Annotated in this window: 12 protein-coding genes; 9 read left to right on the top strand and 3 right to left on the bottom strand. The window is 56.3% G+C overall.

Annotated features, from left to right (window positions below):
* From CPJ18_RS21230 to CPJ18_RS21210, 5 genes are all read left to right on the top strand, one after another.
* The gene (locus CPJ18_RS21230; protein ID WP_077102910.1) at positions 1–999 is read left to right on the top strand and encodes an ABC transporter permease; all 999 of its coding nucleotides are present in this window, start codon (positions 1–3) and stop codon (positions 997–999) included.
* Positions 996–2,168: an ABC transporter permease gene (locus CPJ18_RS21225; protein WP_103659903.1), complete on the top strand. Its 1,173-nt coding sequence runs from the start codon at positions 996–998 to the stop codon at positions 2,166–2,168. The genes CPJ18_RS21230 and CPJ18_RS21225 overlap by 4 nt, the downstream gene beginning before the upstream one ends.
* A 70-nt stretch (positions 2,169–2,238) precedes the next feature.
* Positions 2,239–3,447, top strand: coding sequence for a glycosyltransferase family protein (locus CPJ18_RS21220; RefSeq protein WP_103659902.1), 1,209 nt, complete (start codon positions 2,239–2,241; stop codon positions 3,445–3,447).
* Between the two features lie 23 nt (positions 3,448–3,470).
* Positions 3,471–4,718, top strand: coding sequence for a glycosyltransferase family 4 protein (locus CPJ18_RS21215; protein ID WP_167397952.1), 1,248 nt, complete (start codon positions 3,471–3,473; stop codon positions 4,716–4,718).
* Entirely contained in the window at positions 4,700–5,866 is a 1,167-nt protein-coding gene (locus CPJ18_RS21210) for a glycosyltransferase family protein (protein ID WP_103659901.1), read from the top strand. The genes CPJ18_RS21215 and CPJ18_RS21210 overlap by 19 nt, the downstream gene beginning before the upstream one ends.
* 6 nt (positions 5,867–5,872) lie before the next feature.
* Here the strand turns inward: CPJ18_RS21210 and CPJ18_RS21205 are convergent, their stop codons facing one another.
* The gene (locus CPJ18_RS21205; protein WP_103659900.1) at positions 5,873–7,105 is read right to left on the bottom strand and encodes an FAD-dependent oxidoreductase; all 1,233 of its coding nucleotides are present in this window, start codon (positions 7,103–7,105) and stop codon (positions 5,873–5,875) included.
* Between the two features lie 23 nt (positions 7,106–7,128).
* Positions 7,129–7,821, bottom strand: a complete 693-nt coding sequence (locus CPJ18_RS21200) for a phosphatase PAP2 family protein (protein ID WP_103659899.1) — start codon at positions 7,819–7,821, stop codon at positions 7,129–7,131.
* A gap of 132 nt (positions 7,822–7,953) precedes the next feature.
* On the opposite strand from CPJ18_RS21200, the gene dxr reads away from it, so the two are divergent.
* Positions 7,954–9,153 carry a 1-deoxy-D-xylulose-5-phosphate reductoisomerase gene (dxr, locus tag CPJ18_RS21195; RefSeq protein WP_103659898.1) on the top strand — a complete coding sequence of 400 codons (1,200 nt, stop codon included), beginning with the start codon at positions 7,954–7,956 and terminating at the stop codon, positions 9,151–9,153.
* A 179-nt stretch (positions 9,154–9,332) separates the two neighbouring features.
* On the top strand, positions 9,333–9,989 hold the full coding sequence (locus tag CPJ18_RS21190; RefSeq protein ID WP_103659897.1) for a metal-binding protein ZinT: 657 nt from the start codon (positions 9,333–9,335) through the stop codon (positions 9,987–9,989).
* Positions 9,990–10,059: 70 nt separating this feature from the next.
* Here the strand turns inward: CPJ18_RS21190 and hemA are convergent, their stop codons facing one another.
* The gene (gene hemA / locus CPJ18_RS21185; protein ID WP_103659896.1) at positions 10,060–11,277 is read right to left on the bottom strand and encodes a 5-aminolevulinate synthase; all 1,218 of its coding nucleotides are present in this window, start codon (positions 11,275–11,277) and stop codon (positions 10,060–10,062) included.
* Positions 11,278–11,651: 374 nt separating this feature from the next.
* On the opposite strand from hemA, the gene CPJ18_RS21180 reads away from it, so the two are divergent.
* On the top strand, positions 11,652–11,903 hold the full coding sequence (locus CPJ18_RS21180; protein ID WP_077102927.1) for a YMGG-like glycine zipper-containing protein: 252 nt from the start codon (positions 11,652–11,654) through the stop codon (positions 11,901–11,903).
* Positions 11,904–12,073: 170 nt separating this feature from the next.
* Positions 12,074–13,999: an autotransporter assembly complex protein TamA gene (locus CPJ18_RS21175; RefSeq protein WP_103659895.1), complete on the top strand. Its 1,926-nt coding sequence runs from the start codon at positions 12,074–12,076 to the stop codon at positions 13,997–13,999.
* Positions 14,000–14,029 lie beyond the last annotated feature (30 nt).

Here is a 14,029-nt window from a genome sequence, read left to right as displayed (position 1 = left end):
ATGCTCAGATATATTCTAGGGCGCCTGCTTGTGATGATCCCGACGCTCATCCTGATTTCGATGCTCGTCTTCACCATCATCGAATTGCCACCGGGCGATTATTTCGAAAGCTATGTTTCCGAAATGCGTGCCATGGGTGAAACCGCCAATCTCGCCGAAATCGAAGAATTGCGCGCCCGTTACGGTTTCGATCAACCAGCGCCGATCCGCTATCTTCGTTGGGCATCCGGCATGCTGGTGGGCGATTTCGGTTACTCTTTCGAGTATCAGCTTCCCGTCAACGAAGTGGTTGGCGACCGTCTCTGGCTGACAATTCTGGTGTCGTTCGTCACAATCATTGTCACCTGGATCATCGCATTTCCCATCGGCATTTATTCTGCCACCCATAAATACAGCTGGGGTGATTACGGCCTGACGTTCGTCGGTCTTTTGGGTATCGCCATTCCCAACTTCATGCTGGCGCTTCTTTTGATGTATTTCGCCAATATCTGGTTTGGCACATCCATCGGTCACCTGATGGACCGAGAGTATCTCAACCAGCCCATGAGCTGGGACAAGATGAAGTCTATCCTCGAACATTTGTGGATACCCGTTCTCATCATCGGCACGGGCGGCACCGCCGGTATGATCCGCAGACTACGCGCCAACCTTTTGGACGAGTTGCAGAAGCAATATGTCGTCACCGCCCGCGCCAAGGGACTGCACCCTTTCAAGGTGCTGACGAAATATCCGCTGCGCATGGCGCTGAACTTCTTCATTTCCGACATCGGCTCCATTCTGCCCGCCATCATTTCCGGCGCGGAAATCACAGCCGTGGTCCTGTCGCTGGAGACAACCGGACCCATGTTGATCCGCGCCTTGCAAAGTCAGGACATGTATCTGGCCGGTTCCTTCCTGATGTTTCTCGCTTTCCTCACCGTCATCGGCGTACTCGTCTCGGATATCGCGCTGGCCATTCTCGATCCGCGCATTCGCTTTGGAGGCGGTAACATCAAATGACCACTCTTCCTCAGCCCGGCGCGCCACTGCCACATTATGTCTCGACAGCACCTTTCGACCCCAACCTGATCGAACCGACGACTTCAGGCATGGCTGCCTTCAGTAAAGCATCGCAGTTCAAGCTGATGTGGTGGCAGTTCAAGCAGCACAGGCTTGCGGTGTATTCCGGGGCGTTTCTGCTGTTCGTCTATTTGTCGATCGTGATTTGCGAGTTTCTGGCCCCGTATAATCTGCACACGCGCAATGTCGAAAGCATCTATACGCCACCGCAGTCCATCCATCTGTTTCACGATGGCAAGTTCGTCGGTCCGTTCGTCTACGGGCGCACGATGAGCCTTGATATGGACAATCTCAGGCGCGTCTATAGCGACGTGCCGACAGACGTCCAGAAACTGCGGTTCTTCTGCCGAGGCGATGGCTACCAGTTCTGGGGCCTCTTCGAGAGCAATGTCCATCTGGTCTGCCCTGCTGAGGGCGGACAGATGTATCTGCTCGGAACCGACCGCCTGGGCCGTGACGTTCTCTCGCGCATCATCTATGGCGCGCGCATTTCGCTGACCATCGGCCTTCTTGGTGTGGCGATGAGCTTCGTTCTCGGCATAGTGATCGGTGGCCTCGCCGGCTATCGTGGTGGCGTGTTCGACCTGATCGTCCAGCGCATCATCGAGGTACTGCAATCCATTCCGAGCATCCCGCTGTGGCTAGCACTCGCCGCCATCATGCCGGTCACGTGGAGCCCCATCCTCGTCTACCTCGGCATTACCCTCATCCTCGGGCTTCTGGACTGGACCGGCCTTGCTCGTGCGGTGCGCTCCAAGCTCCTGGCGTTGCGCGAAGAAGATTATGTTCTGGCGGCCCAACTGATGGGTGCAAGTACGTCGCGCATTATCGGTCGACATCTCATTCCAGGCTTCATGTCCCACCTCATTGCATCTGCAACGCTGACCATTCCGGGCATGATTCTGGGCGAAACCGCACTCAGTTTCTTGGGCCTTGGCCTACGCCCGCCAATCACAAGTTGGGGTATTCTGCTCACAGAAGCGAGAAGCGTGAGCGTGATTGCCCTGTATCCATGGCTTCTTCTGCCCACCATACCGGTGGTGCTCGTCATCTTGGCCTTTAATTTCTTTGGCGATGGACTACGTGATGCGGCAGATCCTTTCAAATAACCACGGACCGTCCAGTGACATATCTACCCGATACGACGTGCTATCAGAGCCTGAACAAGAGGTGCCCGCTGTGAGCACCCGTCTGAACGATGCCCGCATCCTGATGTACAGCCATGATTCCTTCGGGCTGGGGCATCTGCGCCGCTGCCGCACCATTGCCCACGCTCTGGTCGAGGATTATCGCGGACTGAATGTCCTGATCATATCAGGGGCCACCATTGCCGGCGCGTTCGACTATCGCGCCCGCGTGGATTTCGTGAAAATTCCGAGCGTCATCAAGCTGAGAAACGGCGAATACACATCGCTCGACCAGCATATAGATCTTCAGGAAACCCTGAAAATGCGCCGGTCGATCATCTATCATACGGCAGAGAGCTTTCAGCCGGATATCTTCATCGTCGACAAGGAGCCTATGGGCCTGCGTGGCGAGGTCGAGGAAACTCTGACCTATCTCAAATCGAAGGGCACCAAGCTCGTTATAGGGCTGAGAGACGTGATGGATTCGCCGCAACTGCTGGAAGCGGAATGGAAGCGAAACGACATTCTGAACAAGATCGAACGCTATTACGACCACGTCTGGGTGTACGGCCCGCCGGATTTTCATGATCCTCTCATCGGTCTGGATGTGCCGCCAAAAGTGCGCGAAAAGATGGATTTTGTCGGCTTCCTGCAACGCTCCAAGACGCAATCGGAAAGCACCTCGCACCGCACCGCAGGCGACTACATTCTGGTAACGACCGGCGGCGGCGGCGATGGCAGCGAACTGATCGACGATGTGATCAACGCCTACAAGTCCGACCCGGAACTGACCCAAAAAGCTCTGATCGTGCTTGGCCCCTACATGCCCGGCGAACAACGTCTTCGCTTCATGCAGAATACCTCCGATATTCCCTATATCGAAATCATAGAATTCGATAATCGCATGGAGGACATCGTGGCCGGTGCCAAGGCTGTCGTGTCCATGGGCGGTTACAACACGGTTTGCGAAATCCTGTCCTTCGATAAGCCGGCGCTTATCGTACCCCGCATCGTACCCCGTGAAGAGCAGTTGATCCGCGCCAGCCGCGCATCGGAACTGGGTCTGTTCGACATGCTTTTGCCGGAGGACGCCGAAGATCCAAAGAAGATGGCGCAGGCACTCAAGGACCTCCTCAATCGCGCGCCACCATCGGCGAATGGCAGAAACCTCAAGCTTGATGGGCTGGAAAATCTTTCCAAACGGATTGCCGAGTGGCTTCAACCTGATGAAACCGTCAAAGCCCTTAGCCCCAGCGCCTGAGTTCAGAAAGAGACGCGGATATCGTGACCGTCAAAAAGAAAATCGTGGTTCTTCTGAAGGGATATCCGCGCCTTTCGGAAACTTTCATCGCGCAAGAGCTTCTTGGACTGGAGAAAGCAGGCTTAGAGCTGGAACTCGTCTCCATGCGTCGCCCGACGGACAAAAAACGCCATCCGGTGCATGATGAAATCCGTGCCAGTGTCACCTATCTGCCGGAATATTTGCATGAAGAGCCGTTGCGCGTGCTCAAAGCGGTCTGGGCCTGTCGGGTAAAACCTGGATTCGGCAAGGCCTTGCGCCGCTTAGCCCACGATCTGCGTCATGACTTCAGCCGCAACCGCTTTCGCCGCTTCGGACAAGCCGCCGTGCTGGCCCATGAATGGCCAACGGATGCGGAGTGGCTGCATGTGCATTTTATCCACACGCCAGCATCGGTTGCCGCCTACACCCATCTGATGACGGGCACCCCGTGGACGATCTCGGCACATGCCAAGGATATCTGGACCTCCAGCGATCAAGACCTCTCCGGCAAGCTGGATAGTGCCCGCTGGGCCGTCACCTGTACTGCAAGCGGGTTCAGGCATCTGCAAAGTCTCTCAGCCGATAAGGCAAAGGTTCACCTGAGCTATCACGGGCTCGACCTCACGCGCTTCCCGCATTTCGAAGGTCAGCGAACACCGCGTGACGGCTCCGATCCCAACGAACCCGTTCGGATTCTCAGCGTTGGTCGTGCCGTGAAGAAAAAGGGCATCGACATCCTGCTGCGCGCACTGGCTGCCTTGCCCACATCGCTGCACTGGCATTTCACCCATATCGGCGGTGGTGACGAGCTCGCCACACTCAAGGCGCTGGCCGACGAACTCGGCCTTTCCCAGCATATCATCTGGACGGGTGCCATGGACCAGAAGCAGGTGCTTGAACATTACCGGCAAGCCGATCTGTTTGCACTTGCGTGCCGCATCACCAGCGATGGTGATCGTGATGGACTGCCCAATGTTCTGGTGGAAGCTGCAAGCCAGAACCTTGCCTGCATTTCCACCAACATCTCAGGCATCCCCGAGTTCTTCATCAACGGCGAAAACGGACTGTTGACGGCATCGGAAGACGCGACCGCGTTTTCGCAAGCCCTGCAAGCGGCGATCACCGATCCTGAGCTTCGCGCACGCCTCGGCGCAGCCGCAGAAAACCGGGTGCGCACCTCCTTCGATCATCGCAACAGCATCACCGAGCTGAAAGCTCTGTTCGAGCAGAAATGGGAGAAGCCCCTGTGACCGCCACGAAATCTGCGCCAAGCGTCTTCTTCTACGTGCAACACCTGCTCGGCATCGGCCATATTGCCCGCGCAAGCCGGGTCACGCGCGCGCTGGTGGAAGACGGGTTCGATGTAACACTGGTGACCGGCGGCACACCCGTTCCCGGATTTCCGGGTGAAGGCATACGCCACATCGAACTGCCGCCGATCGCCGTCAGCGATGGCAGCTTCTCCGGGCTAGTGGATGCGACGGGCCAGCCGGTGGATGATGCCTTCAAGGATAATCGCACCAGCATGCTGCTGGGTGCCTATCGCGGTGCCAGACCCGATATCGTCATCATCGAGGCTTTTCCCTTCGGGCGCAGGCAAGTGCGTTTCGAACTCATGCCGTTGCTGAGCGCCATAGAACACAGCCTCGAGCGCCCGCTGGTGATGACGTCGCTGCGTGATATTCTACAGGAACGGGCAAAGCCCGGTCGCGATGAAGAAACCATCGCGCTCGTCAAAAAGCACTTCGACGCCGTTCTCGTGCACGGCGATCCGAACTTCGTGCGTCTGGAAGATACGTTTCCTCTAGCCGACCAGATCAGCCAGCGCATCGTCTACACCGGCCTTGTCGCACCGTCCAAGCCGCAGCCGCCGCAGGAACGGTTTGACGTCGTGGTGTCCGCAGGTGGTGGCGCTGTAGGTGCTGCCCTCATCCGTGCCGCACTGGATGCAGCACCTTCGATCAAAGGCATCAAGAACTGGTGCTTTATCACCGGACCCAACATGCCGCAGTCCGATTTCGATGCCATCTCGGCACAGGCCGGAGGTGACATCTCTGTTTTCCGCTTCCGCAAGGATTTTGCCAGCCTGTTATCCGGCGCACGACTTTCCATTTCTCAAGCGGGCTACAACACCGTTTGCGATATCTTGCAGGCGAAGTGCCGTTCGCTTCTCATCCCGTTCGCCGCGGGCGGAGAGACGGAACAGGGCGCACGCGCGTCGCGGCTGGCCAAATTGGGACTGGCTCATGTACTGGAGGAAAGCGCCGTATCTTCGCAATCCATGGCCAATGCCATCGAACAGGCGCTGGACCTTCCGGAACCGGACAGCGTCAATCTCGATCTTGACGGAGCGGCTGGTACCGCAAAAATATTGCGACGCCTTTATGATGAGCGGTAAGCGGCATTAATATTTAAGCTTTTCCCGCCTGAAGCCGAGGCCGATCAGCCTGCCAGCCAGATGCGCCAGCAAGGGAAATCGCATGATCGCCAGAACGAAAGCGGGCGGACCCTTCGCGCGCTTTACATCGGCTTGATCCTTTTTGTTGCGGCTTCGCATCATCAATTGCAGCCGTTGGGTCGCTTTGGTTGGAAAGGAGCGGCGGTTTTCGATCGCCGCAAGATCGACGTCCATTATCAAACGCCCGGACGATAACACCGGAATAAGCACATTTGCAGTCGCCACGGCGTCCTGAATGGCGAGGTTGACGCCGACACCGCCAATTGGCGACATCGCATGCGCGGCATCGCCGATACAAATGAGACCGGGCTTCCACCATTGTTTCAGCCTGTCGATGCGCACCGTCAAAAGATAAGCGTCGTCCCAGCTTGCGATTTCCAACAGTCGCTCCTTCGGCAACGGGCAAACCTCCGCAACCCGCTCCCGGAAGGCTTCCATCCCATGTGCCTTCAACTCTGCAAACACACCCTTGCGGACCACATAACCGCACTGCCAATAATCACCACGGTCGATCAGTACGAAACCCTGTTGCGGACCAGCATGGCCCATGGTCTGGGTCGGGTCACCAGGCTGCTTGGAAAGCCGCATCCACACGACTTCGGTCGGAACGCCGAAACGCTGGATTTCCAAACCGGCCTTTTCCCGCACAACCGAGCTTCGCCCATCCGCACCGACGACCAGATCAGCCTCGATCGTAAGCTGCCCCTGCGGTGTCTCGACACGAAGGCCGGTGACCTTGCCGGCATTTTGCATAAGCTCCGTCACCGGAGCATTCATCAGCAGCCGGAAATTCTCGTATTGTCCGGCTTTTCCCGCGATGAAGTTCAGAAAGTCCCATTGCGGCATGAAGGCGATGAAGCGGTTCTTCACGGGCAACCACGAAAAATCGGCAATCGTTATCTTTTGCTCGCCAATGTCCGCATAGAGCTTTTCCGCCTGCGTATGCGGCAGCGCCAGAAACTCCTTGATGAAGCCGAGTTGTTCGATGATCTCCAACGTCGATGGATGAATGGTATCGCCGCGGAAATCTCGCAAAAAATCCGGGTGTTTTTCAATAACCACCACGTCCACATTGGCGCGCGCCAGGAGAAGCCCAAGCATCATACCAGCGGGACCACCGCCCGCTATCGCAACCGTCGTCTTTATGGTTTGACCTGCTGCAAAATCAGCATTTTCCATTGGCAATCCCAACCCCTCGCCGATCAAATTGCGGACTGTGGCACATTTTTCGGATGTGGCCAGCCATTGACGTCGAAACGGAACAGCCATTCGGAACGTGCGAAGATGAAGGCGAACGCCATTGCCGTCCATGTTCCCAGCAGCAAACCTGCTGCCACGTCGCTCGGATAATGCGCACCGACAATGACGCGAGACACACCGATGACCAGCGCAAGGCCGAGGAAAACGAAACGAAACCGCGGTACCAGCATGAAAAACGCGCCGAAGAAGGAACCTGCCGCTGCCGAATGGCCGGATGGGAAGCTCTCATAGAGATTGTCACCGGTAAACGGTGTCAGGCTATAGGCACCCATATCCATCAGCAGTTCTGGTCTGGCACGGCCGATCACGAATTTCAGCAGATGAACCAAAATGCTCGCCGTGCCGATTGTCAGGAAGAAGTAGAGAAACAACCGCCACGCCGTTCGTATGCGGCTGGAATGGGTTGAGCCCGTCAGCACGCGCGCCGCGATATAGGCCGCGATCGCCAGCAGGCCGGTGCTATAGAGCATCCAGCGAAATGTGCCGAAATCGGTAATTGCATTGTTGAAGCCGACGATGGGACCCGGAAGGGCTTGCGCGCGTTGTGAGATAACCGGATCGAACGGAATGAAAACCAGAACCAGAATAAAGGTCGCTGCCAAAATCCAACCACTGGAAACAAAAAAGCGCCGCATGCTATTCCCTTGCGTTAACAGCTTCGAATATGCGGGCGGTGGAGGCCAAAGACAATAGTGGCTTACCTCCTTGTTATACCCACCTTTCGCTTGTAGAGGCTTCACTGAAACATTTGAAAAAACCGGATTGATATGACGCACCCGCAGGGCTCGACTTTACCTGAAAAACTGACCGTTCTGGGTGCCACCGGTTCCATCGGCACCAACACGCTGGATGTCATAGGCCAGCTTGGAGGCCGGGACCGGTTTGACATCATGGCTCTGACCGGTGCTGGAAACATAGCGCTGTTGGCGCAGCAGGCACGCATGGTGGGTGCAAGGTTAGCGGTGACGTCGGAAGACGACAATTATCACGCTTTGAAAGATGCACTGACTGGCAGCGACATCAAGGTCGCGGCAGGCCGAAGCGGGTTGCAGGAAGCAGCCGAGATGGAGGCGGACTGGGTGATGGCAGCGATTGCTGGAACACCAGGCCTCGAACCGACGCTGACGGCTGCCCGACGCGGAGCCAATATCGCACTTGCCAATAAGGAATGCCTCGTTTCCGCCGGAGACGTTTTTATCCGCACCGTCTCCCAAGGTGGTGGCCAGCTGATACCTGTCGACAGTGAACACAGCGCCATTTTCCAATGCCTTGAACCCGCAAACAAACAAAACGTCGAGCGTATCGTGCTGACCGCATCCGGCGGCCCCTTCCGCACTTTCAGCCGTGAGCAGATGGCGGGCGTGACGGCAGATATTGCCCGCGCTCACCCCAATTGGTCGATGGGCCTGAAGGTTTCCATCGGCAGCGCCTCCATGTTCAACAAGGCGCTGGAAATGATCGAGGCGAAGTACCTCTTCGATCTGAATCCGAGCCAGATCGAAGTCATCGTCCACCCGCAGTCGATCATTCATTCGATGGTGGCCTATACGGATGGATCCGTCATAGCCCAACTTGGCTGCCCGGATATGCGCACGGCAATCGCCTACGCCCTGACCTATCCAGCGCGCGGCGAGATCAATGTGGAGCGACTGGATTTTACCAAGCTTGCGAGGCTTGATTTCGAAGTACCCGACGAGGTTCGCTTCCCGGCCTTGCGGCTGGCCAGAACCGCGCTGGAACGCGGCGGCGCGCAAGGCGCGGTTCTGAATGCCGCCGACGAGACAGCATTTCACGCCTTCGTCGATGGTCAGATCGGCTTCCTCGACATGGCCGATATCGTCGAGATCGTCATGGACAGAATGAACGATGGGCAGTCGGCACAGACAATAGACGCCGTGCTCGCCGCAGACGCTCAGGCGCGCGCCTATGCGCAAGAAGCCGTTCTGCAAAAGCAACAGGCCGCCTGAAGCCATCACGTACAGATTGTCTTCCGCGCCTGCCTTACTGGTAGGTGCGATGGAAACCCGTGCCAAGAACTCCACAAAATGTGGGTTGCCTGACCTCTCAATAGCGGCTATGTGCATTTTTGTAATGTAATTACATTACATATAATTTGGCACGATAAACGATTTTGAGGAACGCATAGATGATCACCAGAAACGCCCTAGCGCTAGCGATCGGCACCACTCTGCTTCTAAGCACGGCAGCACTGGCAGAAGAAACCAAGGCACATTCTCACAGCCATTCGCATGATCATGCCAAGGGTTCGAACGAGATTTACAAGGGCTATTTCGAGGACAGCCAGATCAAACCGCGTATGCTTTCCGATTGGGAGGGGGACTGGCAGTCCGTTTATCCGTATCTGGTTGATGGCTCGCTCGACCCTGTCATGGCGCATAAGGCGGAGCATGGTGACAAAAGCGCCAAGGAATATCGCGACGAATACGACACCGGTTATAAGACCGACGTCGACCGCATTGTCATCAAGGGCGATAGCGTCACGTTCTTCCGCGATGAGAAGCCGTCAGAGGCGAAATACCTCTCCGATGGACACGAAATCCTGACATACAAGAAGGGCAATCGCGGGGTTCGTTACATCTTCAAAAAGAGCGCAGGGGATGCGTCCGCTCCTGAATTTATCCAGTTCAGCGATCACACGATTGCACCGCAAAAAGCGGGCCATTACCATCTTTTCTGGGGAAATGACCGCAGCACCGTTCTGGCGGAACTCACGAACTGGCCGACATATTATCCGGCCTCGCTCGATGCGAAGCAGATCGTCCATGAGATGCTGGAACACTGACAACACCCAGCAATAAAAAAGGTCGCGACTTGCGCAAGTCGCGACCTTTGATCGGATGGCTTGACCGATATCAGGCCACTGCTCTCGCCAGAGCACAACGCGCCCAGAGCTGATGCAATGCGCCGACCAGTTGCTCCAGATCGGCATCACTGTGCAGCGGTGTCGGTGTGATGCGCAGGCGCTCGGTCTTGCGCGGCACCGTTGGATAGTTGATCGGCTGCACGTAGACGCCGTGATCATCCAGCAGAATGTCCGAAATCCATTTGCACTTGGCGGCATCGCCAACCATGACAGGCACGATGTGGCTGGGATTGTGCAGATGCGGAATACCGCTGGCGTCCAGCATAGAACGCAGTGTCCGTACGCGCTCCTGATGGCGGGCGCGCTCAAACGGGCTGGCCTTGAGGTGCTGGATAGAAGCAACCGCACCGGCTGCGAGAGAAGGCGGCAGCGCAGTGGTAAAAATGAAGCCCGACGCGAATGAGCGAATGAAATCACACAACGCTACGGAGGCTGCAATATAACCGCCCATCACGCCGAATGCTTTGCCCAACGTGCCTTCGATGATCGTCAGGCGATCCATCAGGCCTTCGCGTTCGGCAATGCCGCCACCGCGTGGACCATACATGCCGACTGCATGAACTTCGTCCAGATAGGTCATGGCACCATATTTGTCAGCCAGATCGCAGATTTCCTTGATAGGAGAAATATCGCCATCCATCGAATAGACGGATTCGAACGCAATCAGCTTCGGTGCCGCAGGGTCTGCCGCTTTGAGCTTGGCGTCGAGGTCTTCAATATCATTATGCTTCCAGATGACCTTCTCACAACGGCCATAACGGATGCCCTCGATCATCGAGGCATGGTTCAGCGCGTCTGAGAAAATGATCAGGCCAGGAATTTTCTGTCCAAGCGTGCCGAGCGTCGCCCAATTGGAAATATAGCCGGATGTGAAGACCAGCGCTGATTCTTTTCCATGCAGGTCGGCAAGTTCTTGTTCCAGCTTGACGTGGTGATGGTTGGTACCAGAGATATTCCGGGTGCCTCCCGCACCCGCGCCACAGTGATCGATGGCCGCCTTCATGGCCTCGACCACCTTGGGGTTCTGACCCATGCCGAGATAGTCGTTGGAGCACCAGACCGTCACGTCCTGCTTCACACCATCTGTGGTGTAGCGGGTCGCGCGCGGGAAATTGCCTCGCTGTCTCTCGAGATCGGCGAAGACGCGGTATCGACCTTCCGAATGCAGGCCATCCAGCTCGGTCTTGAAATATGCCTCGAAGTCCATTTCATGCTCCAGAATTCTTGTGGTTGTTTTCGGTCCGCGTCCCCGGACCGTCAACCCCTCTGACGCGTATTGCTCGAAACTGCGTCAATTCGCCCTTAGTTTTGAACCATTCCAAGGAGACTTATAAGAGATTTGGCAAAGCGTAAAATTGATTCACATCAAAGTGAGACAGAAATGGAACTTTTCTTCCCGCACCTCGTTCAGTAGGGCACAATCGATTTGGGACGGGAGGCGTAGCCTGGCAAGGGGAGGCTTCCATAAACACATTCGACTTGTTAGATATCTGTTGCGGTCGGAGGTAGCAGTCGCCGCAGATAACCTATGGGACGCCTACCAAGAGCCATAGAGCTCGTATGTAACGTTGGAGAGAGTTCATGAAAAAGGCTATTATTTTTGCCGTAATCGGCTTGACGCTGGCAGGCTGCACGCAGACTGAAAAGGGTGCGGGTACAGGCGCAGTTGTAGGCGGTATCGCAGGCGCAGCAATCACTGGTAACGTACGCGGCGCAGCTGTTGGCGCAGCACTCGGCGGCGTGACAGGTGCACTTATCGGTAACGCTTCCGAGCCAGGCTATTGCTACTATCGCGACCAGTACGGTCAGCGTTACACGGCACGTTGCCGCTAACATCGCCAGATTGGCACGTTATGAAGCCCCGGTTCGCCGGGGCTTTTGCGTTTATGGCCGGAAAAAGCGCTTTTTCGGGTGCCCAATCCGGCCATTTATGCTTAAGCTATCATGTTAACGGACGGTCAACCGCTAGGGCCGATAATAAATGCTCAACCATAAAGTAGCCCATGCCGATAGTGCGGACTAACCCAAAGAAGAGTATTGCGTTCTGGAAGGCAGGCACCGTTTTGGCGGTGGCAGCAACAGTGTCGTTTTATCCAGGGTTCGCCCGTCAGGCTTACGCACTCAAGATTTTTGGCATCACCATTTTCGGTTCCGACGACAAGAAGGATGAGGTTCTCGATCCTGTTTCCTTCACCGTCACGTTGAACGCGCCGGATGCAGATGCAAAGCTGAAACAGAGCCTCGAAAACAGTTCTCTACTGACATCCGAGCCAGACAAGCCCGCATCGGGCGATCTGGGTCTGATCATCCGGGCGCGAGACGACCGCGAACGCTTGATCGCATCCCTTTACGAAAACGCACGATATGGCGGCATCGTCAAAGTGACGGTTGCTGGGCAGGATATCGATTCCATCCCGCCAAACCCCTCCTTTAATCGCTCGGGCCCCATCCCGGTTGTTATCGATGTGACGCCCGGTCCCGTCTTCACGCTGGGAACGGTCAGGCTTGAAGGCGACGTGACCGGACATGACCTTTCCGAATACGGGCTGGTTACGGGTGGAAATGCGGGTTCGCTGGCTATCATTCGTGGCGGCAACAAGCTGATCGAAGACTTGAAAGCCGAGGGACGGCCTCTTGCCGAACTGACCAAGAGGGAAGCCGTCGCCAATCATGCAAACAACACGGTCGACCTCACCTTGTCCGCTAAGGGTGGGCCGGTCGCGCCTCTTGGCGAGGTTGCGGTCAAAGGCCAGCGCACGGTCGATCAGGATTTTATCCGCAAATACTCGCGTCTCAACGGCGGTGAGCCCTACTCGCCGGAAAAATTGCGCAAGGCTTCTGATCGCTTGCGCAAACTGGGTGTCTTCTCCAGTATCACCATCAAGGAAGCCAACACGCTTGCCCCCAACGGCACCATTCCGCTGACCATCGAGGTGTCGGAAGGCAAGCACCGTTATCTCGGCGTCGGCGCGCAATATTCAACGACAGAGGGTATTGGTCTTCAAGGGTATTGGGGCCACCGCAATCTGTTTGGAAAAGCCGAATCGCTGCGCATCGAGGGTGCGGTTTCTCGCCTGGGTGAAGCGTCCAATGTGCAGGATATGGATTATTCCGCAGGCATCATTTTCACCAAACCCGGCGTCTTCAATCCGGCAACGACATTTACCGCAAGCCTCAAGGCCAAGACCGAGCATCCCGACACTTATGATGCGCGATCAGTCACTGGCTATGGTGGATTCGCCTATGAGTTCAACGATTACGATACGGCATCCGCTGGATTGGAGGTCGAGTGGACGGATTCAGACGATGCATTCGGGAACAACCAGTATCTGACGACGTCTGTACCGCTGGAATTCGTGCGGGATATGCGCGATGACAAGCTGAACCCGACAGAGGGTTTTCGTGCATCGATTTCCGCCAAACCCAGCTATGAGGCGCTCAACGGCACGTTCTTCACATCCTTCGAAGGCTCTACGACAGGCTACAAGGGCCTGGGTGCCGAAGACCAGGTGGTTCTGGCCGGAAAGATCGCTGCCGGTGCACTGATTGGCGTCGGCGCGCTGGAAGATATTCCACCAACCCGCAGGTTTTATGCAGGTGGTGGCGGATCGGTGCGTGGCTACAGCTACCAGGAAATTTCGCCTTATAATGCCGCAAACGAAGCCACTGGCGGGCGCTCCTATGTCGTCACCTCGCTCGAGGCCCGCGTCAAGATCACCGAGACCATCGGCCTTGTTCCCTTTTTCGACGCAGGCGTGGTATCATCCGATCTTGCACCGGATTTCTCGGATATTCGCGCCGGTGCGGGCATAGGCCTTCGTTATGCCACGCCTTTCGGCCCATTGCGTCTCGATGTTGCCATGCCACTCCAAAAATACGAGGGCGGAAGCAGCTTCGGCATTTATGCCGGCATCGGGCAGTCGTTCTGAAAAGAACCTCAGATAACCAGCAGAGTGTAG

Source organism: Agrobacterium rosae (assembly GCF_002915175.1).
GTDB lineage: Bacteria > Pseudomonadota > Alphaproteobacteria > Rhizobiales > Rhizobiaceae > Agrobacterium > Agrobacterium rosae.
Note: the sequence above shows the minus strand (reverse complement) of the source record. Positions and strands in the feature narration are given on the sequence as shown.

Coding starts and splice junctions, on each gene's coding strand:
- CPJ18_RS21230 (WP_077102910.1), top strand. CDS start 1: ATGCTCAGATATATTCTAGGGCGCCTGCTTGTGATGATCCCGACGCTC.
- CPJ18_RS21225 (WP_103659903.1), top strand. CDS start 996: ATGACCACTCTTCCTCAGCCCGGCGCGCCACTGCCACATTATGTCTCG.
- CPJ18_RS21210 (WP_103659901.1), top strand. CDS start 4,700: ATGGGAGAAGCCCCTGTGACCGCCACGAAATCTGCGCCAAGCGTCTTC.
- CPJ18_RS21205 (WP_103659900.1), bottom strand. CDS start 7,105: ATGGAAAATGCTGATTTTGCAGCAGGTCAAACCATAAAGACGACGGTT.
- CPJ18_RS21200 (WP_103659899.1), bottom strand. CDS start 7,821: ATGCGGCGCTTTTTTGTTTCCAGTGGTTGGATTTTGGCAGCGACCTTT.
- dxr (WP_103659898.1), top strand. CDS start 7,954: ATGACGCACCCGCAGGGCTCGACTTTACCTGAAAAACTGACCGTTCTG.
- CPJ18_RS21190 (WP_103659897.1), top strand. CDS start 9,333: ATGATCACCAGAAACGCCCTAGCGCTAGCGATCGGCACCACTCTGCTT.
- hemA (WP_103659896.1), bottom strand. CDS start 11,277: ATGGACTTCGAGGCATATTTCAAGACCGAGCTGGATGGCCTGCATTCG.
- CPJ18_RS21180 (WP_077102927.1), top strand. CDS start 11,652: ATGAAAAAGGCTATTATTTTTGCCGTAATCGGCTTGACGCTGGCAGGC.
- CPJ18_RS21175 (WP_103659895.1), top strand. CDS start 12,074: ATGCCGATAGTGCGGACTAACCCAAAGAAGAGTATTGCGTTCTGGAAG.